This window comes from Rahnella contaminans, assembly GCF_011065485.1.
Lineage (GTDB): Bacteria > Pseudomonadota > Gammaproteobacteria > Enterobacterales > Enterobacteriaceae > Rahnella > Rahnella contaminans.
In genome coordinates this window covers 414,148-438,575 of sequence record NZ_JAADJS010000001.1, presented here as the reverse complement: position 1 = coordinate 438,575, position 24,428 = coordinate 414,148, and the positions used below count along the sequence as shown (strand labels likewise).

Here is a 24,428-nt window from a genome sequence, read left to right as displayed (position 1 = left end):
CGGCTGTCCGTCAGAAATTCAGGGACTGATGTAACACCGGGGATTCGCCACCGAAATCGTTGATGACTGAATAGTTCAGCGAGCCGGATTTGCCCGTCACACCCGCGGGCAGCGCATAACGCATTTCCCCTTTGGCAGGCACCATGCTGTTCTTATCGGCGACCGGCTGCGCTTTGCCGCCTGCGGTGACCGAAAGCTCAGAGAAACTGGCGTAATACTGCGTCGGGTTTTTCGCAATCAGCCAGGTTTTACCGCCTTCACGGCTGACCTGCCATTGCAGTTTGTTCAGCGTGTCAGCCGGTTTCTCTGCCAGCGTCGTCGGGCGGATAAACACTTTCAGACGGGTGCGTACGGCCACCTGTAACTGGTTGCCCTGCGCTTTACTGACCGGCGGCACTTCCTGGATCCACAGCCAGTAAACCGATTCCCGATCCTGAGGGATTTTGCCCGGCACGATAACCATGCGTAACTTCCCTTCCCTTCCGGCACCGATTTTGAATAAAGGAGGCGTGAGGATCAGCGGCAGGTTTTTATCGTTACCTTTTAAATCTTCAATCCAGGACTGAACCAGATAATCCTGTGACTTATCATCGTTGATGAGCTTAATAGAGGTTTCTTTATCACTTTCCAGCGCGACCACACGGGTCAGCGCGGGACGGACAGCGGCGGAGGCCGCGTTTGCCAGAAGTAATAAACTCATGAATACGGGAACGGCAATTTTAGTGAATTTCATCTTTATCTCTGCTTAGCGACAAACCGCATTTATTTGCTGATACCAGGGTTCAGAAGACTCTTTGGCACCTGGTAAATCGAACTGGCACTGCGCGTTATTGCCCAGGTCCACATGCAGTGTTGTACCGCCATCGGCCAGAATGCCGTTGAGATACAACAGTCCGTTATCGGCCACCATGCCGACCTGCTCCTTGCCCTGCCATGCCGCCGCTCCGAATGGCGCAGGTTTGCCGTCTGAAAGCGATAACATCACTATAGCGCGGCGGCCTACTTTCGTCTGGAAACGGCGGACAACGACCGCTCCGTGAGTCGGGATCACGTTCTGGCCACCATCAACCAGCTCAACGTTATCCGCGGCATGTCTTGTATCGAGCGACAACGGATTGTCGCGGTAAGCTGAAACGGACGGCACCACGGCACGCCCGAAACGGTTGGTGCTGACACCCGGCTGACCGTCGACGCTGATACCCGCCGCCCCCGGTGTTTCAATAATGGCAATGGTGTCGCCGAGTTGCTGGGAAAGCACCACGCCGTGACGATAAGCCACCACGCCGCCGGAAATCCCCGCCGAATACTGACGGCTGTCCTGACTGGTGCTGGCGCTCACATTCATATTCGCCATCGAATTGCGGTAAGCTAGCGCCGCCGACGGCGAGTAACCGGTGCTGTCATGCTGCGTGGAAAGCGAATAGTTCATCGCGCTGTCGAGTTCGGTTCCCGACACCGTAGCCATTTGTGAATCACCGGAACGGTTACTGCTGTTGGTGCTAAATGACAGATTACGGCTGCGCCTGTCGCCCATATCCAGCGGCACGGAGAAATTCAGTGAGAGCTGACGGTCAGGCGCGTTCTGGCCATCATTGCCCGAATTCGCCTGATAACTGTAATTCATGCTGATGTTGACGGCTTTAATGTTGAAGCTGTAACCGAGCGTCAGTGAGGTGTCGGTTGCGCTGCTGTCGTAATAGCTGTCGCGCTGTAACGTCAGATAACCGCTGCCGAAGTCACCTAAGCCCTGATTGATGGTCGCCTGCATTTCATTTTTGCGGTGGTGCTGCGTGTCATCATCGCCCCAGCGCCAGCCCGCGTATTCGGGAAAATCCATGAAATCTGCGGTCTGGTAGCGGTAAGCCATCAGTTGCAATGAGGTGTCAGAACCGTCAAACCGGCGGGCATACAGCAAACGCAATGCACGACCACTGTCGCCGATACTTTCTGCCTCAGTGGCGGCGTTGTCGTTAACCTGCTGATGTCTTTCCAGCGCCCAGTCCAGAGAAATGCTGCCCAGCGTGCCGAGATTAAACGCGCTGCTGAGCGCCATAGACTGATAACCTTCGCCGGTGACCACCAGATCGCTGAGTGTGAATTTATCCCAGCCATATTGCAGGCTGCCCTGAGCGACCAGCGGCTGATAAGACAAGCCGTCGTCGCGATACCGCCCGGCGCTCACACTGTAACGCCAGGTGCCGGGGCGCAGCATGTTGGGCAGTGAAGTATACGGCACCGTAAAATGCTGCTGTGAGCCGTCGCTCTCTTCAACGGTCACCTCTAAGTCGGCCCCGATTTGTCCGTTGTTTAGATCGGTAATGGCAAAACTGCCCGGCGCGACCGTCTGGCTGTAGATAATGTTGCCGCGCTGACGGATAACCACGCGGGCATTGCTGCGCGCGACGCCGCGGATCACCGGAGAATAACTGAACGTGTCCGAAGGCAGCATCTGGGCGTTGGTTTCCAGCGTGACGCCGCGTACCGGCAAAATCCCCAGTACATCGCTGGAGGTGCTGGCGTACACATCGCCTGCTGTAAAACGCGAAACCAGAGACGCAATGTCCCGTTCCGCGTAGGCGCGGTCATGGTTCTGCTCCCAGCCGGTGTCAGATTTATTGAACGTATCGAAACTGTAGAAACGCCAGTTGCCGAGATTGACGCCGGAATTGAGGCTGAGATAGGCGTTATCGCTGGTGGAGGCATCCGCGTTATTGCCGCGGTTTTCACTGTGATACACGTAACCCGAATAGCTCATACGCAGGGCGTTGACGCCGTTATCCCACAGCGAAGGGTCAATCATCTCGCTTTGTCCGGCGACGTTCATCGCCGCCTGAGGGGCGGTTATCACCAGTTGTTGCATGGCCTCGTCATAGCTGATTTTTGCATCAGGCCATTTGGTCGCAAAATCGTAGCAGGTTTCATTACCGGCTTTGGTCAGTTCATCCAGATGATGGTCGAGCCCCATCTGGTGCAGTAAAGCCTGAGTCAGACACGGCGTGGCACTTTCATTGCCCTTAACCGTAATAAAGTCGATTTTGGTTTTAAAAAGAGTATGGCCGTTCAGCACAATATCGACCGTTTTAATACCGGCTTCGGTCTGTTCGGGATGATAAAATTGTTTAGGGATTTCCTGGGTATCTTTACGCAGGAAATCAGCATCAAAGGCACTGTCATTTTCTGCTGCATGAGAATAAACAGAAAAAAAAGCAGGCGCAAAAATGAAAATTCTTATTATCAAAAACCAATAATTTATTTTCACAGTTGGCCTGCTTAATGTCGGGGTGGTTATTCGTTATTTATTTACGGGGATACAAAAATGTTAATTAATTGTATGTGATATCCACAAATGTCTTCGCGGTAACATTCCCTGCGGTGACAGCGGGTGTGGACGTATTCGCCTTATAAGCCACTTTAAATTTCAGTGATGTATCTCCGGTAGTTAATGCCTGTGACACGGAAGACTGACCGCCGTTGATATCCACCAGCGTTGTTCCGTTATTTTCTAAAACAGCCACGCCGACGCCGGTTGCCGGGGTCGCAGCATTGGTGTTTTTCAAAATGGAATTATCAACCGTATCGGGCGTGCCACTAAAGGCAACACGGGCGTTTTTCATCGTTGAGGTATCACAGTCTTCGAGGTCAATGGTGAAGTCAGTCATACCGGCATAGCCGCCAGCCCCGGAGAAAGAATCCGGGGTAACGTTAGGAAGCGTCATCAGGCCAGATGTGCTGGCAACGTTGTTAAAACCTTTCAGAGAGCAGGCTGATGCCGTCACTTTACCGGTAAAGGTAATGTCACCATCGGATGCAAGAGAAGCCAGCGGGGCCAGCCCGAGGATGATAAGAGTGAGTGCTTTAATTTTCATAGCAATATTTCCTGGAAAAGAGAGAATGACATTCTGTTAAACAGAGGACGATTGATTCACGGCATGAATAACGGCGATGGGTGGATTGTAGTGGAATAAATAATTTAGGAAATACGCAATGTTTTAATTCGGCATTAAGAAAAACGAAATACCCCTGACAAATAACATAATCTTAACTTCACAGATATTTCTGAAAAGAGAACGTATTTTCTAAAATAATTCATTAAGAAATTTGAGATTGTCATTCATTCTTTAACCCCTGCATTATTGACCATTATTTTGCAGCTGGGCAACACGGAGAACGACAATGAATATCACTTTTCTGGGATGTCAGAAAGAGTATGAGGAATGGTACATTTTACTCATTAACGCCGGGGTAGATGACTTCCCTTCCCTGCTCAACCCTCAGGAAATTGAAGCCGCACTGGCTGAAAACATGCCAGCAGCCTTTCCCTGCATGGCTTACATCCAGAAAAACGAAACCAATTACCTTGATGAAGAAATTGTTTACGTTTATGAAGAAGAATTTTCAAAATGGATGCATCTGATGGGGGCAGACAAAAGATAACTAAGTCATTGGTGCTACAATTAGAATCACTCCAGATGTCAGCCAATGAGGTTGGAAATGAATGACACGAATCACAAGCGCCCTGTCTCCCTTAAGATCAGGAAATTCGATCTTAACCTGTTAATGGTCTTAGATGCGGTTTACACCACCGGCAGTGTTAAAAATGCGGCCACTTTGCTCAATGCCTCCTCACCCAGCATCAGCCAGTCCCTGCAAAAACTGAAAGATTACTTTGGTGATCCCCTGTTTTTGCGTGACGGGCAAAAGCTGAAAGCCACCACCATCGCCACCAGACTACATCTTACGATTAAGGACAGCCTGGAAACGCTAATCAGCAATATTGAAAATTTTGAAAATGATGAGTACCACAATCAGCTCGTCATTCAGTGCCCGGTATACTTATCGCTGAAAATCATTCCGATTATCAGCGAGTTTTTCGCTAAAGAAAAAATAAACTGTGAAATTGTCCATCGGGTCAGCGACAACATGGTTGACAGCTTTAGTGAGTCGTTATCACTTCGCCAGGTCGATTTAGTGTTTGGCGTCAGTAAAAACCTCGGGCTTTCTACTCAGTCCTTCCTGATTGGTCAGGAAGACCTGGTGTTTATTTGCAGAAAAAATCATCCACGTCTTCACACCGAACTTCGTGAAGAAGACATCCCGCAAGAAGTCTTTGGTTACATCCATACCGACGAATTACCGGCAATCACATCCCGCAAAAATATTGAAAATAACCTGATGTCAGGACGAAGCTTTTCGCTGAAAAGCCCTTCTTTCATGTCTATCCTCAGCCATGTTTCTTCTTCAGATTCGGTGGCTATTGTTCCCCGCTGGCTGGCTGAGCGTTTCATAGATGCCTTTGACATCAAAATTCTTACCAGTGAAATTCCCTTGCCCGTGGTGGAAATCGCCATGAGTTATAATAAAAACAATCTTAATAAAAAGATGAACAACCAGCTTTTTAATTATCTTAAAGAAAATTTCCGCGCCTGAGAGGGGATCTCAGATCTTTGAGACAATACGATTATTCGAACTGAGAGTTCAGCCATCATAAAAAGAAAATCTAAACACAGTTTCCGGCAGTCCGTTTTTGATTAAAAAAACGCGGACTGGCGCTGTGTGTAAGCAGTTCTGGCTATACTTATCCTGCCCGGCTCAGAGGCGTTATTCCTGGTGGTCATTCCCGTTTAGTCCCCGCGGTTTTCCGGAGTTATCAGCATGACCGAAATCGGATTTGCTTTGCTGGTGTTCACGCTGTTGCTGGCCGCCACGCTGGTGGGCATGGTTGTCCGGCCCTTGTTGCCTGAGGAACATAAAGCGCACGAAACCGTACAGCTGGTGCAACTGGTCATCGGGATGCTGCTGACCTTCGCCGCGCTGGTGCTCAGCCTGATGACAGCGTCGGCGAAAAGTAACTTCGATACGCTGACCAATGATTTTCGCAGCTACGCCGCAGACCTCATTCAGCTTGATGTCACATTACGCGATTACGGGCCGGAGGCTGACGCTGCGCGGTTAAATCTGCGCCTTTATACCGCGGCCGCGATTGCCAGTACCTGGCCCGCAGATGTAAAACCCGCGGCCACCGTCACACAGAAAACAACACCGCCCGAAAATATTCAGGATCGGTTAGAGGATTATCGGCTTGGCGAAATGCTCAATATCGCGGAGCGACAGGTGCGTCAGTTACCGGCGCAGGATCCGTTGCAGAAACGTGTGATGGAAGTGGCGCTCAGCCAGTTTGACCGGCTGATTCAGGCGCGCTGGCGGCTGATTGAAGTCTCGCACAGTTCGATGTCACACCCGTTCTTTACCATGCTGACGTTCTGGCTGATGATCATCTTTCTGAGCTTTGGTCTGATTGCCCCGCGCAATGCGCTGGCGATTGTCACCATCACCCTTGGCGCGTTATCCATCGCTTCCGCTATTTACGTGATTGTCGATCTGGATTCACCCTTTACCGGCCCGATCATGATTTCCAGCCAGCCGATGCAGGAAGCGTTGCAGCATTTACTGCGCTGACGGGCTATACCAAACTTGCCATCGCCAGATACGCCGTCACCGCATTGCCCGGCTCCTGTACCCGGCTCACCATCACCAGATTGGCGGTCAGTTCGGGGGCGTTCAGGCTGCGGTAGACGAGGCCGGGAATATTCACCTGTTGCAGCGGCGCGGGGATCAGCGCCAGCCCCAGTCCGGCGGCGGCGATAGCCAGTACGCTCAGCGTGCTGTTTGAACTGTGCGCCACGTTAAAACGTTCTCCCAGCCGCTGCGCCAGCAAAATATACAGATTTTCATGCGTATCGTGGGCGTCATACAACACCAGCGGCTGTCCGGCGAGCATGTCCACGGTCAGCTGCGGATGCACGGCTAAAGGATGATCTTCGCACAGCGCCGCCATGATTTCCCAGTTTCCGGCCAGCTGTACCCTGATTTGCGGATCCGCCGTCGTGCTGTTATCCGGCGTATAACCGATATCAATGCGACCGGTCAGGATCGCCGTCACCTGCTGCTGTGGCGCGATTTCCTGAATAATCACTTCGGCATCCGGATGGGCCTGGCGGAAACGACGTAAATCGGCAATCATTTTGCCGCTGAAAATGGCGTTACCCGCAAAACCGACACGCACCCGCCCCGTCTCGCCGCGCATCGCGCGTTCCACCGCCAGCCGCGTATGTTCCACCTGTTCCAGCGTCAGCCTGGCCTGTGCCAGTAAAAGTTTTCCCGCTTCAGTCAGTTCCACCCGACGGCTGGTGCGGATAAACAGCGGGCCGCCCAGCTCCGTTTCCAGTGCTTTAATCTGCATGCTGAGTGCTGGCTGAACAATATTGAGCCGCCCGGCGGCGCGGCCAAAATGCCCTTCTTCAGCCACGGCCACAAAATAACGTAAGTGTCGGAGTTCCATTATTGCCTTATTCATCATTAAAAATGATTATTCAGTAAAATCTATCTATTTGAGTTTAACGCGGAACTCCACCAGACTGAATCCCTCAACGTAAAAGGATCCCCAAAATGCACACTCAACCACTGCAAGACCGTCAGGCGCTGAACGACCTCATGAATGGCTGGATGCACCGCGATCTGGGCGAATGGGAACAGTTACGTAACCTGTTCCATCCGGACGGCACCATAGAAATCACCTGGTATGAAGGGCTGGCGAGCGGTTTTGTCGATGGCTCGATGCGCATGGGCGCGTCAGATTTACGCACCAAACACATGATCGGCTCACCCGTCGTGACCTTTAACGAACGTGGTGACAAAGCGATTCTTGAAACCAATGCGATGATCATCGCCGAAAACGTGAAACTGAATATCGGCTGCGAATGCCACAACCGCTTCTACGATCTGGCAGAAAAAAGAGACGGCGTGTGGAAGCTGTTTCACCGTCAGAGCGTCTACGATATGGGGACGTTCACCTTCCCGCTGGGGCCGGTAGAAATTGACGCAAGCATTGCCGCTAAATATCCGCGTGAATATGCGGCGCTGGCCTGTCTGCTGGAACTCAGCGGGTTCCCGCTCAGCCGCGTGTTTGCTACCCGTGGCAGTGAACTGGAATCAAAAATGAAAGCGGACGCTAAAAAGTGGCTGGCGGTCTGACTGTTCAGTCAGAATAAAAAAGCAAGGTGACAGACGCAGGTCTGCACCTTGCTGCGTTTCAGACCGGTAAACTCATCAGACCCGGATACGGTAAGTGTGTACGTTACCCGCCGCCTGTCTGATGGCATCGGCAAGTTGTTCGGTCAGATCTTTATGAGGCGAATACGCATATGGCGGTTTTTCGACGCCGGGCGTAAATCCGCAGCCATTTAAATCTCCGGTTTTCTGATTAAAGACAGAACCGGAATCCTCCAGAAACTCCCCGCCAAAACCTTTATATAATTTACAGTGGTCAGTCAGACCTTTGACATCGAAGACATTATACTCCGAGAGCGTGCGTGAATTTTTCCCGACGCCGAAACTGTACTGATATTTATATATCGGATCGGCGGTATTGTTATCAAACACATTATTATAGAGATGGATATTACCAAAGCGGACGCGTGGCGTGCGCTGCACAATGCGGCTGAAATTATTATCATGAAACGTCACGCGTAATTTGCCAGTGTCTTCGGCGTCATTACTGTCGCTGTGGCCGATTAAAATCGTCTTATCATGTAATGTAAACAGGCAATTCGAGACGGTAATATAATCGGACGCCCGTTTGATATCGAGGGAGCCATCATGCTGAACGTATTTCCAGCCATCGACTTCTTTATACATGTCCATGGTGAAACGCCCGTCAGTAAAGGTCACGTGACTGACCCAGACGTGATGAGCGCGGATAATACTCAGCCCGTCCCATTCGGCATTCCAGCCATCGCCCTCCTCAAATTGCGGGTCAACATCCACCGGGTTTTCTATGAAAATATTGTGGATAATCACATTGCTGACATCCTGAACCAGCAGCGCGCTTTCGATAAATTTCGCGTTATGGTCTATGCCGATGAGTGTGGTGTTGCTGCCCAGAAAAATGCGGCCACGCCGGGACTGATCCTGCCGGTTCACGTAGGGTACGCCTGCGCTGGCATCAATCACACCGCCCACCCAGATGCGCTTTTTGCGGTCGCCTGATGCATCGATAGCCTGCCGGAGCTCTGCAATCGTCGTGACATAATATTCGAGTTCCGGTTTTTCTCCGCCGCCGGTGGTTCCCCCTGCCTGCGATGCCCATCCGTCAGGAGTTTGATACCAGGGTTCATGTGGTGGAATATGCGTGATGTTGTCCATAATAAATACTCCCTTTATTTTTCAGATAAAATGAGGATCCTGTTTCTTTATTGCTGTCATCTCTTTTATATGTTTTATATTCCCGGCAGGCCGTGCGTAAAGTCACAATTAGCAGAATACAGCTAAAGTATTTCATTGGAAAATTCCCAACATATAATAACTAAGAATAAGCGTGCAATAAATAAGGACGCATCCTACGCCTGTGGCTTTATTCTGAAAATAAGGGTTTATCCGGATCTGTTTATTGGTATTTAAATTATGACGCCTGCATTCACGTCCCGGAATAAAAAAAGGCGCCCCCCGAAGGATAACGCCTTTCCTTTCAGAAACAGTGTTTCTCAGTTTACCAGTTCACATCAATAGTCGCAGCGGCTGTCGCCGGGCCCGGTTCGGCGGTCGGACGCGGACACAATACCCATACCAGCGGATCTGACCACGACTGGGTGGAGGTCAAAGTGTGCAAACCAAACGCGCTGCTGTCCATGGGAACCGAGGACGCTTTGTTGGTACATCCGGCATCGGTGGCAGCATTCACCCCGAGGAATCCGCGGATATCCCCCGACACGCTTGCATCTGCCATTGAGGTTATCGGCAGCGTGTACTGATCGCCAGCCTGTGATTTCGGCGTGAAGGAATAGCTGACATCCGTGCTGATCCCGGCGTCGTTGGTACAGTTCACATTCAGGGCCGACTGTACTGCAATCCCCTTCCCGCCGGTCGCCTGGCCCGGAGTGACATCACCGAAAGCGATCACCGCCGCGGTATCCAGCGCACATTGTGTACGGGCGATGGACAGGTTGCTGAAGTTGAGCACTGACTGCTGGTTGGTGCCGCTGGTTTTATGCAACTGGAGATACGTGGTCGGAAGCGCACCGGATGCGGCGGTCGGTGAAACATAAATCCCGTAGGTGACATTCATCGCGGCGCTTCCCCCGGTCAGCGCGTAGAAATTACCGCTGACTGTACGCTTAAGCCCTGCACAATGGGACGTGGCGCCGGGGCTAAGCCAGTCGGCGGTGATCGCTCCCTTGCTGTCCCATGAGGCAGAGTAATTATCCGTAGCAACGTTGGCGGTCGCGTTCGGGGTGCCCGTGGTTGTCGATGCGGCCAGGTTACCGGACAGGATAATCAGCACACCCGGCTGGATCTGGTATCCCGACCACCCGTCTACCGTCACATAGGGCTGACCGGCAATATTACACGTCGCGCCATTCGAATCCGTGGGGGTGGATTGCCAGGCCGCCAGCTTCCAGCCCCAGCTGTAGTTTAATGCCGTGTTCGCACTATAAGGTCCGTACTGGGATGTGCCTATTGATGGCGACCAGGTGCCCAGCTTTGTGTATCCGTCCCCGATAACCTGCGCTGAAACCGGAGTACAAGGCACCAGTAAAATCGCAAACAGCCATTTTATCCAGGGTTTACCCGTAGCTTGCGTGAAAAAATGGAGCAGCGAGCCTGGGGCTCGCCTGGTCAGATTGCCGGTTTCAGGCCGGTTAACGATGTGGGAGAAATCAGACATACTTCTTTCCTGTATAAACATAATGTGGATAGGTGAGTGACAAAACCTGCCCTCAAAAGTGGATCACCCACTCAGATTCAGCGGCACTCGCCGTTAAGCTGGATAACCGGCATCTGCGCGGTTGGCTTCAGCCCTTCAAGGTGATAACTGACGCGGCACTGCTTATCGTTGCCCTTACCCCAGGTCACGGACAGCGCGCCTTTTTGCGGTAAGCCGGTCATATAAACCTGACCGTTATCACCGACGATGCCGGTCGTTTCGTCTTGCGCCGTTTTGTCCAGTAACGAGACGGTTGCACCAAATGGCACCATGCCAGCCCCGGCAGTGCGGGTCAGGGTCATTAACACCTGATAACCGATACGGGTGGCAAAGTCGGCCTTCACCACCGCGCCGTTCGTCGGATACACGGTTTGCTGGTTTTGCGGCAAATCGACGTTGTCCGGCAATGTGCTCGGATCCAGACCCACGCTGTTACGGGTGTAATCGGACAGATAAGGCACTATCGCATAACCGCGTGAGTCGGTTTTTCCGCTGCCATTTGACAGATCTACGCCGCCGGCACCCGGTGCGCTGACCAGCGCGACAGAACTGCCGAGAGGACGTGACAATGTCACGCCTTCACCGTGTATCACCGCACCGCCGTTCATGTTGATGTTCATCGAACGCATGTCACCTGAGTAGCCGTAACCGGCTGACACATTGCCTTTACTGCCCTGATAGCCCAGATTCAGGTTGCTGTTACTGACCTGATCCTGATTTCCCCAGCCCTGCATCACGCTGTAGGAGAGCGCGCCATCGGCGTTACTGCCGGAAATTCCGGTCTGGTTCTGCGTGCGGCCTTTATTGTCATGCGTCATCTGAGCGCTGGCGTAAGTGTTTTGCAGCGCGGAGGATGAGCTGAAGATGCTGAACGGCACGCTCAGGTTGAAGGACACCTGACGGTTCTCAGGCCAGTCGCCGTTGCCTTTCATCCGGTCAACGGTGTAATAAAGGCCGTAGCTGACGCCCCGGTAACTGCCGTTATACCCTGCCGAAAGGCTGGTCAGCGTTTTGGTCGATCCCCAGTAATCATCACGGTTGGCGCGCAAACTGACCGAACCATAATTGCCCAGCTGCTGAGTCACCTGCGTCTGGAAACTGCTGCGACGACGGCTCAGCGTCCACGGCGAAACGTCATCCTTCTGCGCATATCCCATGCTGTTGTATTCCGCGAAACTGTAATAATTTCGGGTGGAATAGCGCAGCGCCGTCAGGTCAAAGGACGTGCCGGTAGTCAGCATGCTTTTGGAGTAACGCATACGCCATGACCCGCCGGTCTGGCGATCGCTGTCTTCAAACTTCGCCTCAGAGAATGTCCCGTCGGCGGAAAACGCCCCCACATCCCCGAGCGAAAGGCCGCTGCCCAGCGTCAGGGCACTGTAGTTTTGCGAGCCCAGCATGCCGCCGTACAACGTCAGGTTTTTAGGCAAACCGTAAATCAGCGTGGCGAGCACAAACTCTGACTCGCGCGAACCCTGCGTCATGCCGCCGTTATAACGACCGGCAGTGACCTCATATCTGACGCCACCGGGGCGCAGCATCACCGGCAGTGAAGAATAAGGCACCACAAAACTGTGTACGCTGCCGTCGGCTTCGGTGACTGCTACGTCGAGATCTCCGGCGTTACCTGCCTGATAGACATCTTTAATTTCAAACGGACCGGGTGCGACGTACGTTTCATACACCACATAGCCGTTCTGACGCACGGTGACGCGGGCATTGCTGTTGGCGACGCCGGTGATCTGCGGAGCAAAACCACGCAAACGGGCAGGCATCATCTGCTCGGTAGAACTGAGCTGGATCCCGCGGAACGGCACCCCATCAATCACGTCGCTGCCGGTGCTGGATTCCCCCATCGTCAGACGGGAACGCCAGTCGCGGATATCGCGTGACAGATAGGTGTTAGAAAAACGCGTGCTGTCGCTGTTATTGCCGCCATCCGAGTCGGAATGGCTGTGCGTGACGGTACTGCGCAGACGCCATGCGCCAAGGTTTGCACCGGTCTGCACGTTGGCAAACAGGCTGTTGTTCACGCGGGTATCGCTGTTGAGCGTCTGTTCGTTACGACCGGCACTGAGGTTGTAGTTAAACAACATGGCCGGGATACCGTCATCCCATTGCGACGGATCGGTCTGGCTGTCCCTGCCCGGCTGCATCGCCACCTGCGGAATGCTGACATCCAGACGCAGACGCGATAAGTCAAATTTGACGGTGGATTGCGGGATCAACGCCGGAAGATCTTCCACCGGTTTCTCTTTCGGCAAGCCTTTGAACGCAGGCAACTGATCCACGTTGACGCCCAGCGTGTTGAGCAGCGCCGGCGTCAGTTCCGGTGCGATAGCGCCCTGCGCGTTTTTGCTAAACACCAGTGTTCGTGAAACCGCTTCGTGCTGGTTCACGAAAATAGTCACCGGATAATTCCCTTCAGCCACGCCGCCTGCCTCGGAAAACGCAGACAGATCGACATCCGATGCGCCGGTGCCCAGTGAAAGTAATTCAGGGTCAAAATAATCCGCCGCCCAGGTGTTCTGGCAACTCATTAATACAAACAGCGCAAGCGTTTTGCGCGGGAAGGCGCGGATGTGGCCTGCCATTCCGTTAGTCCCTAAACAGGATGTCAATGTCTTACTCAAGGTCGTTCCCTGCTCTGCAATAATTTATTAGCTGTTCCGGATATGCCGGTCATGCGATCTGATGGCTTACAATGTGTCTTTGCACAATCACTTGTTTTATAACGTTTTGTGCTGCACTGGCGTTGGCCGGCTGTCTTCTCCGATCACCTGCCATTCCACCTCATTACGCGCCCCTTTCGGCACCGGATAACGCTGCTGCCCTTTTGGCGGAACCAGCGTGCGCAGTGTGGCGGCAGGAAGTGCCTGGCCTCCCACTTTCAGCTGGCTGAAATTGAGGTAAAACGGCGTCGGGTTATCCACCACCAGCGCATCGCCCTGCAGACTGAAACGAAGCTGCTCTGACGCCTTTGTCACACCGCCTGCCGGTAAACCCGCCGGGCGATAAAACAGTTTCATGTTGTTCACCACGGCGACGACCAGCTGTCCCCCGGTCTGGCTGGCTTTATCCGGCGCCGACGGGATGCCTTTCACCGAAAGATAAAAGACGGATTCCCTGTCCTGCGGCAGCGACGAGCCGGTCTGGCGCAGTCGCAGCGTCAGCGGTTCGCCGGGATCGACGCGTTTGAGCGGCGGTGTCACCAGCAGCGGAAGCGCATCGCGCGGGCCTTTGTTGTCTTCTTCGGCCACCGGCAATCCGGTCGCCTGATCCAGCGGGCGTACCCACGACTGCATCAGATAGGCGCGGTGAGTGTTGTTAGTCATTGACCAGGTAATGCCTTTGGTTTCAGAAGCCGGATACACAATGCGGAACTGATTGATCGACAAGCCGTCAGGGTGTTCCTGCGCGGCCAGACACGGCAACGCCGCGGCCAGCATGGCGATGAGCAGCGGCACTTTCAGGAAACGCTTCATCATTTGCTCCCGCCCTGCACCGGCGCAGTGAACAGCGGGCTGTTACCGCCGTAATCATTGATCACCGTCCACTGCGCCTGCCGCACAGCCCCTGTTACCGGATAACTGGCCTGTGAAAAAGGCGCAATCATCGGCACAACATCGCGCACCGCGACATCACGACCGTCAAACGCCAGACGCGAAAACGTCAGGTAATAAGGCGTCGGGTTTTTCACCTCAACGCTGCCATCCTGAAGATGGAACGTCAGGCGCCCCTGCGCTTCTTCTGCCGTCATAGCCAGACCCACCGGGCGATAAAACAGCTTGATGGTGTTCTGAATGCCGACGGAAATACGCGCCGCCAGCGAGGCCTCTTCCGCGTCTTTCGGTTGCGTCATGGCTGGCACGGCGATCGCGGTGAAATAAAATACCGATTCACGATCGGCAGGCAGCGCGCCATCGCCCTTTCGCAAAATCCGCAGGCTGTTTTTGCTGTTTTCTTCCAGCCGGAACAGCGGCGGCGTGGTCATAAAAGGTGCCGCTTCACGCCCCTGCGGCGAACCGACAACCGCAGACTGCACCAGATAGGGCCGCGAACCGTGGTTTTGGATCGTCAGCGTTTGCGCACTGTCGGTGGACTGGAAAATGACCCGCGTCCGGCTGAGGCTGATCCCGTCACCGGCGGCGGCAGCGTTGTGAGTCAGCGTCATCATTAACCCGGCGCACAGCAGCACACGGCGTAAAAACAGAGGAATAAAATGCACAGGAAGCCCCTTACTGATAGACGAAATCGAAGGTGACGCTGGCATTTAACGTTCCTCCTTTGGTGGCGGCGTCGTTGCATTGGTTGCCACAGGACAACGCTGCTTTCAGCGCAATGCTGGCGCTGCCACCGTCAAAACCTGACCCATCCAGCGCTACCGGCAGCACGGTGGTGTTATCCACCACGTCACCCTGAGCGGTGACAATGCGCACCCCGTAATTCACCACCTGAGAAGTCCCCGGTTGCAGGAACAAAAAATCTCCCGAAGCGGTGTTGCCGGTACCGGAGACTTTCACGCCCGGTTTTTGCACTGCACCGACAAAACCGGCGCATTGCGTGAGGGTGATCGCCAGCGGCAACGGATTCGCCAGGCTGTCTCCGCTGCGGATCCCGGACGACTGCACCGAACCGAAATCCAGCACAGGGGGGGCAGAAACCTGACAGGTGGGCGCCTGAAACCTGGCGGTGAATTGCACATCTGCCGCCCCTGCGCGGGCGGTTATCGCCAGCAGACACAGACAAAAGACAGCCCTCAGAGCGGTCAGGTGCCCTGATAAAATGTTGTGATTTTTCATTTTGTTTATCTGTAGAAAGCGTCAGGGAAAGATAAAGGCAAACGTGATTTTTGCGCTGACCGTTCCGGCATTCAGCTGCGGATCACCGGCGCCCTGCACAAGTCCCACGGAAAAGGGCTGCACAAAACTGCCGTTATCCTGCGTCAGGGCGACCGTGTCGCCCGGTGCTACTGTGCCTGTGGCGTTATAAAAATCTGTCAGGTTGTTCAGCGTGCCCTTTTTCAGCATGAAACCGACGAACTGCGCCGTCGAACTGGCCGCGCGGTACAACCGGGTGTCACTAAGCTGAGAAGATTCACCGGTCACGGTCAGTGACGGGGCTTTACCCTGCATTCCTTCGCAGTTTACGTTCACGCCCAGCGGAAGGATCGCTGCCGTACCGCTGCTGAATTGCGAAACGTCCCGGTTCGGGAACGTGATGGTCGCGGTATCCACTGCGACCTGGCAATTGCCATCTACCACCGTGGCTTTCATGTCCGTGGTCGCCGCCTGTCCGCCAGAGATGCCGCATAGCATCAGCAAAATGCCGGATGCTAAAGGCTTAGTTAACCGTGCCATGGAACGTCTCCACTCCACCAAAATCGTTGATTGCTGCCCATTCTGCTTTGCCCTGCCCGGCGCTCACCGGATAGTGACTGGCAGAAAATGGCGCAATCATACTGGTGCCTTTAATGACATCGAGTCTGACTGCCTTACCATCCACCAGCAGTTTGTTCAGGGAAATATAATAAGGCGTCGGGTTTGTCACTTTTATGCCCTCACCCGCGCGGGAAAACTGTAATTTGCCCATGGCCGTTTTATGCGTCATCGGCAAATCAGCCGGACGGTTAAACAGCTTCAGCGTATTTCCGGTGGCAATTTGCAGCGTTCCGCCTACCGTATTGTCATTATTATCCTGTCCCGCTTTACTGGTCGGGATTGCCATAATATTCAGATAAAAAACGGACTCTCTGTCGCGGGGTAAATTATTTGTTTTTCTCAGGATACGGAGTTTATTGGTGGTATCCGGTTCAATACGAAATAATGCCGGCGCAGGCATAAAAGCGCTGTCCGTTGATTTAGCGGTCAGACTGTCTGAAATGCCGACATTAATAAGATAAGGTTGATTATGGGAACGGTTATTAATGTCAATGCTCTGACTGCTATCAGATCCTGCAAAAATAACGCGGGATGCACCGATGCCAATACTGGCTAATACCGGCTCGCTCAATAACAGACTCAGGCTTAATACAACGCCCAACTTGCGGTAAAACTTCATAATATTCTCTGTCCGTTAAATGAAAAAGAGAGGCTAAAAAGTCCCTCTCTTTTTTTACTCAGTGTCGTACCAGGGATCTAAACTCTTAGTTACTCACGTAAGAGATTTTGATCGGAGCGGTATATGCGCCTGGCATTACGTTGGTAGCATCCATGACGGCCATACCCGCGGTGAAGGTATAGTCCACTGCGCCGGTAGCGTCAGCGGTCAACGGAATGCTGGTGTTGTTTTTAACCTGAGTGAGGTTATCTTTCTGAGTCAGCATGAAACCCGCTGTCTGGTTAACATCGCTCAGGAACAGGTTGTCAGTGCCAGTGGTAACAATGCCGGAAACCTGCAGTGCGCCTGTTTCGTCTTCGCTACAATTTTTCAGGGAAACCAGCAGCGGCTCCTGACCAACTTGTTGCTTAGCGGTAGTGAACGCAGATTTTGAGAAAGAACCCACGTTCAACGTTGCAGCACCATTATTTGCAGTCACTTCACAAGTGGTGTCTACAATAGTGCCCTGCAACTGGACATCAGCCTGAGTTGCAGCCTGAACCTGACCAGCAATACCCATAATCAGAGCAACGGGAGCAAGGGCGATAATTTTTTTCATTACAAAATCCTTCATTAGATATATGTGTTATTACAATGGAAATACTTAACTTCAGCCTGCCTTGGCTGATGCGGTAATAATACGTTTGCGAAGGGTTTCCGGATATCAGAGGGAGATTATTTTAATGAAGGTGCCAGACTACGGCTGTAGGATGAAGGATATTTCAAGAAGGTAATTTTTTGAAAGGGCTGAGGAGAGAAAAATATAACGGAATCATCAGATAAAATAAAGCCATCGTAAAAGGATGGCGTAAATTAAATAATAGGTTGTTGCCGTTTTACGGCGTAAGTATCCCAGTTGCCGTTCCACGCGTTTTTTTGAGATTTCCAGTCTCTCAGCCGGTATTCTTCCGGCGTCAGGTTATTCAGGGATTCATGGGGCCGCTCGTGGTTAGATTCTGCCCGCCGGTGTTCCGTGCATAAAATCAACCGATCAACTTTGGTTGAGTGCTTCCGGCGTTGCCAGAGACAACGAATTTAGAAAAGCCCGCTCAGGAGACTAAGCGGTTTTATTATTTTCCAGGGGAAGCCCTAAGCGGTAAACAGGAACCCGCCGCGTGGTGCCTGTCAGATTATCGAAGGCTTCGGCCTCAGCGGTGGAAATTCTCATACCGGACTTTCTCAGCGTTGAGATGTCAGCGGCGATACGCTGCATGCCAAACCAGAATAAACCATCAAGCGCGGTGACAGATAAACCGGCTTCCAGCGCCAGACGCAGACGTTCACGCGGCGCTTTAATCTGTTTTGCAATTTCCTGGTACGCGGCAGTGGTCACGCCATCCGCCGTCACGCGACGGATCCGGTGGGTGAAGCGGTAGCGAAAAGCATCGGGGACATTGTTCAGATCGGCCCTGATGCTATACACACAACCATACCGGCTTTCGCTGATGGTGACAGGTTTGCGGCCTAACGGCAGCGTTTTACGCAGTTGATCTATCAGCTGCGGGGCACGGATCAACTGGAGGCGAAACGGTATTTCAAAGCTGGTGACGTAATCAACATTCAGCAACGCAATGTGCAGCCGCTCTTCACTTCCGGCTTTTATCTGCCGGCACTCTTCTGTCACCTCCGCCCACTGCTGCGTTAGCCGGGGGGATTCGTCTATTGCTGCAAATTGGTATTTTTCGATCTGATAGTCGATACGTTCACTCATCATTATTCCCCGCACATGTCTGTCATCAAACCGTATAAAACTAAATCACATACCGGTGTTTACGCGACAGAAATATCGTTTTTTTGCTCTTTTAACGGTACAACGCCCTACCCGGTATATGCCCTGATTTACGCAGACCGGGCACCGTTTACTGCCTGCGTTTCCATTCATCCACAACATCGCCCAACGTCTTTGGAATATCATTGCGTATCCATGCCATGAAATCACGGTTGAACCGGAATTCCTCTCCGCAATGTTCAGTCATGAAACGACGAACGTTTTGCGTGTTTTTATACTCTTTATCGACGATTGTAGCGGGTGTGAGTGATGCACTGTGCCAGTCCGTTTTCATGGGTCCTGCTCCTGAAAAAGCCAATAAGGGGAAAGCCGTTAACCTTAAATCAGCTGCTTTTTATTTTCCATATCACCGTAGTATTTTAACGTCCGCCTTAAACAGTCCAGTCAAACAACAAATTAAAGTTTTCTCCCAAAATGCCGATAACTTCCCTGAGAGTTCTTTTTTGCTGCATTAAACAGGAGAACGAAATGGATGTATCGCAAATTGCTTCACTGGCGACCGGGCTTGATAATCTGGATCTGAGCAACAAAGTTGACACCCTGATGTTGAAAAAGACGCTGGATAACCAGCAGTCAACCGCTGCCAGTCTCATCGAATCGATCCCGCAGCTACCTGCTAATCCGGCGATCGGGCGCAATATCAATATCACCGTCTGAACCCGCTTTTCACCTGTTCACTGTTGATGAATGCACCGCGTTTTCAGCAGTGTCAGTTTCTGACTCTCCGTCACATGCAGAGCGTTGGGCGACTGCGCCGTTATGAGATATATTACGGCAATCTCTTTATGACAGGTAACATCGCCAATGGCTCTGATCCCAAAAAACTACGCGCGCTTAGAAAGCGGATATCGTGAAAAAGCCCTCAAAATCTATCCTTGGGTCTGTGGACGCTGCACGCGGGAATTTGTTTATTCAAACCTGCGGGAATTAACGGTTCACCACATCGATCACGATCACACCAACAACCCGGAAGACGGCAGTAACTGGGAATTGTTGTGTCTGTATTGTCATGACCATGAACATTCAAAATACACCGAAGCGGATCAGTACGGCACCCGCGTAGTCGCAGGCGAAGACGCACAAGATGATGTGGATGCGGCAACCTACAATCCGTTTGCTGATTTAAAGTCGATGCTGAATAAGAAGAAGTAGTTTTAGATCTGTCCGCTTCTGTGGCCAAACCGCCAGAGATAACACTCAGGGTATCTTGTCGTTGAGAAGCGGACGTTACAGAGGTAACGCTTTCAGGATAACAGCGAAATCGTCTACAACTCCACAGTAAGTTAGCCGTCCCGAACTATTAAAGATTAATTACACAAGGAGGCCTGCGTAAATAGCCTCCTTTTATTGTGCTGTGTGACTATCGTAATCAAATTATTCCAATAGTTCTTTAGGGTTTATTATTTTTTCTTTTCTTTCATTTAAGCCACCGTTGATGGCTATCCTGTTGAGATGATCTTCAATGAATTTTTGACCTTGTTTTGACAGCATGCTTATGTCATTATTTAAAATCACAATATCCCTGTTAAGTTCCATTAAAAAATTATTCGCCGTGTTGATAATATTCGAAAGTTTTACATCTACGGCCTTAATGAGAATATTCTGGGCAGCCACATTATCACCGAACTTATTTTCAATTTCGAGGAGTTCGCTCATGGCTCTATTCATGGCCTCATCCTGGAGATCTCTATATTGCAATGTTTTACTATGGACGAGATCCTGAGCCTTTTTCTTGAGGTCAAGATGCATTTCACCAATAGCTTTTATTGTCTCCGTATTAAGAATAGTTAATTCCTTTTGATACTTTTTGATAGCATCGGTAGTCATCATCATGCGCTGGAAATCATTATCTTTTACAATTTCCTCAAGGTCAATTAACGCTTTTCTTACGCCCGTTTCTTCTTTAATCCTTAGCTCTACCTCAAGCTCTTTCATCCGTATTGTTCTTTCGTGATCTGAATTCCTTTCAGTTTCGTTGCGTTGATGTTCCCAACGTTTTGATGGTTCTCTGATCAGATCACTTACCGCATCTAACGGCGCTTTAACTAAATCTATAATAACGCTTCCAAATTTACTAAACATGCTCATTTTAGCTTCCTTTTGTTCCTGTTGTTAGTCTTTCCATTTCTCTCTCAAAGAGTCGGTTATCTTTAATGATAAGGTACTTCAACTGAGATAGGTTGAGTGATGATTTCTCTTCCATATTTATAAGCAAGTCTAGAAATTCAATCTTCGTAGAAGCCAAATTTTTATAGAAAATAGAAGAGGATATGCTTTCATGCACGGAAGATTCCTCTTCAGAGAGCAAACATATTAATCTTTTAATGGCTGAATTATAAAAATCAGAATGTATTGAACTGGTATCTTCTTCAGGAAAAAGAAAGTGAGTATTTATAAATTGCGTCTTCTCTTTTTCAAAGAGAAGTTTCAGACCCATTTCATTTTTCTCAAATAAAAAAAGATTTGAGAAAAAATCGACAGAGTGAGTTGTTGTTCTCAATATAAGTTTTTGTCTCGATTGACGCAAAAGATCAAGAACTGATATCAATTCGCAATCAGCCATAAATTACCTCACTGATCTAACGTATCTTTTTCTTCTTTTGCCATATCTCGTATTTTACCAAGACTATTTAAGGTCCCTTCATCAACCAGTCCCTCACTGACATCTAAGCTTTTTGTATAGCTGCTTACCAGTTCTTTGATCCATGAAGCTGCGACCCTGTCATCAACCTGAGAGTTCTTTAACGTGTTAGAAACTTCATCAAGTACCCCGGAGAAGAATTTTGCACGTTCTTTTCTTAAGTCCTCCTGTAAAGTACCGGCAAATTTTATTTCCTCTTTAAACTCTTTGAGTAATTCGAGGTAGTTTCTCTCGTACGTGTAAATGACATTCAGACGTTCCTTTAGAAACTCCAGACTCAGGGTGTTAGTTAACTCACTGACTAAATGGTTCTTAAAAAGTCTAAATTGATATTCATTTTCTTCATTCTCAAGATTGAAAAGGGTAATTATATCGGAGATGCTATTTTCAATTTTCTGCTCAATGTCTTCGCTCATTCCTTAACCTCTTAGTTGATAATTGACTGTTAACAAAACTTTGACGGCTACAGGCTTTAAATAAAGTCAGAGCATTCAAATTAGTTTATGTAAAAGCTATTATCGGCATCCCCTTTGAAATCTTTAGTTTTTTTATCAAATATACCGTCGCGGCACTTCAAGCCCCCGAAACCCTGCGCCGGTTGCTGCAGGCTACAACGCCGGCTGGCTGGGAAAAACGGACTATCCGCAAGTAGCAGCGAGTTACGCTATGCGCTGGCGATTTATCAATTCCGTGCCAGGAATTATCCCCGCGCTTTTCTATTCCATCATCATTCAGCCAAAAAACAAAAAAGCCCACCCAATCTTCCGGGCGGGCTTTCAACTTAATACTTCAACTCACCCCATCTCAAATATCAAAACGGTCCAGATTCATTACTTTGGTCCAGGCGGCGACGAAGTCCTTCACGAATTTCTCTTTCGCATCGCTGCTGGCGTAAACCTCGGCGCTGGCACGCAGAACGGCATTCGAGCCAAACACCAGATCGGCGCGGGTGGCGGTGAATTTGGATTCCCCCGTGACGCGGTCACGACCTTCGAAACGTTCACCGGTGGAATCAGTGGCTTTCCATTCAGTGCGCATATCGAGCAGATTGGTGAAGAAGTCCGCGTTCAGCTCACCGGTTTTATCCGTGAATACGCCGTGCTGGCTGCCGTCGAAGTTGGTTCCCAGCGCACGCAATCCGCCAATCAGTACCGTTAACTCCGGTACGGTCAGCGTCAGTTGCTGGGCCTTGTCGATCAGGAGATTTTCAGTCGAGGTTTTGCCGGTATCACCGCGATAGTTGCGGAAACCATCGGCTCTCGGTTTGAGCAAATCAAACGACTCAACATCGGTCTGATCCTGACGCGCATCCACACGCCCCGGCGTGAACGGGACGTCGATGTCGACGTTAGCCGCTTTCGCTGCTTTTTCCACACCGACGACGCCCGCCAGCACAATCACATCCGCCAGCGACGCTTTCGGATGCGACTGCTGAATGGACTCCAGCACAGGCAACACGCGCACCGCTGCGGCGTTAACATCCCATTGTCTTTGCGGCAGTAACGCAAGACGCGCACCGTTTGCCCCGCCGCGTTTATCACCGCCACGGAACGTCGAGGCCGATGCCCACGCCACCGACGCCAGTTCGCCCGCCGTCAGGCCGGACGCCGCAATCTTCTCTTTCAGCACGGCGATATCAGCAACGGTCGGATGATAAACCGGCACCGGCAACGGATCCTGCCAGATTAAGTCTTCTTTCGGCACTTCCGGCCCGATATAACGCGCTTTCGGCCCCATATCGCGGTGGGTCAGTTTGTACCAGGCTCTGGCAAATGCTTCGTTAAAGGCCTGAGGATCGCTGTGGAACCGGCGCGAAATCCTCTCAAATTCCGGGTCAAATCGCAGCGTCAGGTCAGTGACCAGCATGGTCGGTTTGCGTTTTTTCGAAGTATCGAACGGATCAGGAATGATATCCGGCGCATCGGCCGCTTCAAACTGAATAGCGCCCGCCGGGCTGCGGGTCTGCACCCACTCATATTTGAACAGGTTTTCGAAGAAGTAGTTGCTCCACTGGGTTGGCGTTTGCGACCAGATGACTTCCAGACCGGACGTGATGGCATCCGGCCCGGCACCGCTGCCGTAGCTGTTTGCCCAACCCAGACCCTGCGCTTCGATCGGAGCGGTTTCCGGGTCAACGTCCACATGGCTGGCTTGTGCGGCACCGTGAGTTTTACCCAGCGTATGGCCACCGGCGATTAACGCGACAATTTCTTCATCGTTCATGCCCATGTTGCCGAACGTGGCGCGGATGGCCGGAGCCGCAGAGGCCGGATCACCGCTGTGGTTCGGGCCCTCAGGGTTGACGTAAATCAGCCCCATTTCGGTGGCGCCCAATGGAGATTTGGCAAGTTCTTCAGGATGACGATGTTCCAGCCAGGTGGTTTCGTCGCCCCAGTTCACATCCAGATCCGGTTCCCAGACGTCTTCACGCCCGGCACCAAATCCAAAGGTGCGGAAACCGGAATTCTCCAGCGCGACATTACCCGCCAGAATATAGAGATCGGCCCAGGAAATTTTTTGGCCGTATTTTTGTTTCACCGGCCACAGCAGGCGGCGCGCTTTGTCGAGGCTGACGTTATCCGGCCAGGAGTTCAGCGGTGCAAAACGTTGCTGACCACGGCCTGAACCACCACGGCCGTCAACGGAACGGTATGTCCCGGCGCTGTGCCATGCCAGGCGGATGAAAAGACCAATGTAGCTGCCCCAGTCGGCAGGCCACCAGGGTTGCGACTCGGTCAGGACGCCTTTGATATCGGCTTTGAGCGCGGAGTAATCTAATTTGGCGAATTCTTTGCGGTAATCAAACGCCTCGCCCAACGGGTTTGAGCGGGCGGAATGCTGGTTCAGTAAATCGGTTCTGAGCTGGTTTGGCCACCAGTCGCGATTGCTTGTCCCGCCGCCAGACGTTTCATTCGTTTTTCCTGCATGAAAAGGACATTTACCGCCGGAGGCTTCACGCTCTGCTTCAACAATGGGTTTTGCGTCGTTTGCTTCTTCATCAATAGAACTGCTCATGCTCACACTCCTGTTATGTAGTCTCATTGCTACTCTATACGCGGATTTAAACCAGTCACATCTGGAACATCCTATGCATTTGATAGACCTTCCCTTCTGATCTCAGCGTTCGTTCTGTGAGTTTC

The 24,428-nt window shown here is 51.5% G+C and carries 25 protein-coding genes; 6 read left to right on the top strand and 19 right to left on the bottom strand.

The features are described from left to right. Positions 1–10: 10 nt before the first annotated feature. From GW579_RS02030 to GW579_RS02020, 3 genes are all read right to left on the bottom strand, one after another. The gene (locus tag GW579_RS02030) at positions 11–733 is read right to left on the bottom strand and encodes a fimbrial biogenesis chaperone (RefSeq protein ID WP_165057216.1); all 723 of its coding nucleotides are present in this window, start codon (positions 731–733) and stop codon (positions 11–13) included. Positions 734–745: 12 nt separating this feature from the next. After that, positions 746–3,238, bottom strand: a complete 2,493-nt coding sequence (locus GW579_RS02025) for a fimbria/pilus outer membrane usher protein (protein ID WP_206738745.1) — start codon at positions 3,236–3,238, stop codon at positions 746–748. A gap of 85 nt (positions 3,239–3,323) precedes the next feature. Further along, positions 3,324–3,866 carry a fimbrial protein gene (locus tag GW579_RS02020; RefSeq protein ID WP_165057214.1) on the bottom strand — a complete coding sequence of 181 codons (543 nt, stop codon included), beginning with the start codon at positions 3,864–3,866 and terminating at the stop codon, positions 3,324–3,326. A 307-nt stretch (positions 3,867–4,173) separates the two neighbouring features. On the opposite strand from GW579_RS02020, the gene GW579_RS02015 reads away from it, so the two are divergent. From GW579_RS02015 to GW579_RS02005, 3 genes are all read left to right on the top strand, one after another. Next, positions 4,174–4,434, top strand: a complete 261-nt coding sequence (locus tag GW579_RS02015) for a hypothetical protein (protein WP_152325995.1) — start codon at positions 4,174–4,176, stop codon at positions 4,432–4,434. Between the two features lie 57 nt (positions 4,435–4,491). Next, on the top strand, positions 4,492–5,427 hold the full coding sequence (locus GW579_RS02010; protein ID WP_165057212.1) for a LysR family transcriptional regulator: 936 nt from the start codon (positions 4,492–4,494) through the stop codon (positions 5,425–5,427). Positions 5,428–5,652: 225 nt separating this feature from the next. Then, positions 5,653–6,456, top strand: coding sequence for a bestrophin-like domain (locus tag GW579_RS02005; protein ID WP_165057210.1), 804 nt, complete (start codon positions 5,653–5,655; stop codon positions 6,454–6,456). A 4-nt stretch (positions 6,457–6,460) separates the two neighbouring features. On the opposite strand, the gene GW579_RS02000 is transcribed toward GW579_RS02005, so the two are convergent. Then, entirely contained in the window at positions 6,461–7,339 is an 879-nt protein-coding gene (locus tag GW579_RS02000) for a LysR substrate-binding domain-containing protein (protein ID WP_165057209.1), read from the bottom strand. A 107-nt stretch (positions 7,340–7,446) separates the two neighbouring features. On the opposite strand from GW579_RS02000, the gene GW579_RS01995 reads away from it, so the two are divergent. Next, complete coding sequence (locus GW579_RS01995; protein ID WP_152325991.1) at positions 7,447–8,031, top strand: nuclear transport factor 2 family protein; 585 nt, start codon at positions 7,447–7,449, stop codon at positions 8,029–8,031. A gap of 75 nt (positions 8,032–8,106) precedes the next feature. Here GW579_RS01995 and GW579_RS01990 read toward each other — a convergent pair whose 3' ends face one another. The 11 genes from GW579_RS01990 to GW579_RS01940 all read right to left on the bottom strand — a co-directional run bounded on the left by GW579_RS01990 (position 8,107) and on the right by GW579_RS01940 (position 18,921). Next, positions 8,107–9,201, bottom strand: coding sequence for a pectate lyase family protein (locus GW579_RS01990; protein ID WP_165057207.1), 1,095 nt, complete (start codon positions 9,199–9,201; stop codon positions 8,107–8,109). A gap of 343 nt (positions 9,202–9,544) precedes the next feature. Then, positions 9,545–10,720, bottom strand: coding sequence for a hypothetical protein (locus GW579_RS01985; protein ID WP_165057205.1), 1,176 nt, complete (start codon positions 10,718–10,720; stop codon positions 9,545–9,547). Between the two features lie 77 nt (positions 10,721–10,797). Then, entirely contained in the window at positions 10,798–13,392 is a 2,595-nt protein-coding gene (locus GW579_RS01980) for a fimbria/pilus outer membrane usher protein (protein WP_235937304.1), read from the bottom strand. Positions 13,393–13,488: 96 nt separating this feature from the next. Next, positions 13,489–14,247: a fimbrial biogenesis chaperone gene (locus GW579_RS01975; RefSeq protein ID WP_165057203.1), complete on the bottom strand. Its 759-nt coding sequence runs from the start codon at positions 14,245–14,247 to the stop codon at positions 13,489–13,491. Further along, positions 14,244–15,032: a fimbrial biogenesis chaperone gene (locus GW579_RS01970; protein WP_165057201.1), complete on the bottom strand. Its 789-nt coding sequence runs from the start codon at positions 15,030–15,032 to the stop codon at positions 14,244–14,246. The genes GW579_RS01975 and GW579_RS01970 overlap by 4 nt, the downstream gene beginning before the upstream one ends. Beyond that, entirely contained in the window at positions 14,998–15,462 is a 465-nt protein-coding gene (locus tag GW579_RS01965) for a fimbrial protein (protein WP_165057199.1), read from the bottom strand. Before GW579_RS01965 ends, GW579_RS01970 begins: the two co-directional genes overlap by 35 nt. Before the next feature lie 120 nt (positions 15,463–15,582). Next, positions 15,583–16,119 carry a fimbrial protein gene (locus tag GW579_RS23785; RefSeq protein WP_235937303.1) on the bottom strand — a complete coding sequence of 179 codons (537 nt, stop codon included), beginning with the start codon at positions 16,117–16,119 and terminating at the stop codon, positions 15,583–15,585. Then, on the bottom strand, positions 16,103–16,819 hold the full coding sequence (locus tag GW579_RS01955) for a fimbrial biogenesis chaperone (protein WP_152325985.1): 717 nt from the start codon (positions 16,817–16,819) through the stop codon (positions 16,103–16,105). The genes GW579_RS23785 and GW579_RS01955 overlap by 17 nt, the downstream gene beginning before the upstream one ends. A gap of 85 nt (positions 16,820–16,904) precedes the next feature. Continuing rightward, the gene (locus GW579_RS01950) at positions 16,905–17,417 is read right to left on the bottom strand and encodes a fimbrial protein (protein ID WP_165057197.1); all 513 of its coding nucleotides are present in this window, start codon (positions 17,415–17,417) and stop codon (positions 16,905–16,907) included. Between the two features lie 498 nt (positions 17,418–17,915). After that, complete coding sequence (locus GW579_RS01945) at positions 17,916–18,569, bottom strand: ECs1377 family protein (protein ID WP_165058674.1); 654 nt, start codon at positions 18,567–18,569, stop codon at positions 17,916–17,918. Between the two features lie 148 nt (positions 18,570–18,717). Continuing rightward, positions 18,718–18,921 carry a DUF6434 domain-containing protein gene (locus GW579_RS01940; protein WP_152325982.1) on the bottom strand — a complete coding sequence of 68 codons (204 nt, stop codon included), beginning with the start codon at positions 18,919–18,921 and terminating at the stop codon, positions 18,718–18,720. 194 nt (positions 18,922–19,115) lie between these two features. Between GW579_RS01940 and GW579_RS01935 the strand changes: the two genes are divergently transcribed. After that, entirely contained in the window at positions 19,116–19,304 is a 189-nt protein-coding gene (locus tag GW579_RS01935) for a YjfB family protein (RefSeq protein WP_152325981.1), read from the top strand. Between the two features lie 147 nt (positions 19,305–19,451). After that, positions 19,452–19,799, top strand: coding sequence for an HNH nuclease YajD (yajD, locus tag GW579_RS01930; RefSeq protein ID WP_152325980.1), 348 nt, complete (start codon positions 19,452–19,454; stop codon positions 19,797–19,799). A gap of 222 nt (positions 19,800–20,021) precedes the next feature. Here the strand turns inward: yajD and GW579_RS01925 are convergent, their stop codons facing one another. The 4 genes from GW579_RS01925 to katG form a co-directional block, all read right to left on the bottom strand. Next, positions 20,022–20,735 carry a hypothetical protein gene (locus GW579_RS01925; RefSeq protein ID WP_152325979.1) on the bottom strand — a complete coding sequence of 238 codons (714 nt, stop codon included), beginning with the start codon at positions 20,733–20,735 and terminating at the stop codon, positions 20,022–20,024. Between the two features lies 1 nt (position 20,736). After that, entirely contained in the window at positions 20,737–21,210 is a 474-nt protein-coding gene (locus tag GW579_RS01920; RefSeq protein WP_165057195.1) for a hypothetical protein, read from the bottom strand. 8 nt (positions 21,211–21,218) lie between these two features. Beyond that, the gene (locus GW579_RS01915; RefSeq protein WP_152325977.1) at positions 21,219–21,704 is read right to left on the bottom strand and encodes a nickel transporter; all 486 of its coding nucleotides are present in this window, start codon (positions 21,702–21,704) and stop codon (positions 21,219–21,221) included. Between the two features lie 388 nt (positions 21,705–22,092). Further along, on the bottom strand, positions 22,093–24,303 hold the full coding sequence (gene katG / locus GW579_RS01910; RefSeq protein ID WP_206738744.1) for a catalase/peroxidase HPI: 2,211 nt from the start codon (positions 24,301–24,303) through the stop codon (positions 22,093–22,095). Positions 24,304–24,428 lie beyond the last annotated feature (125 nt).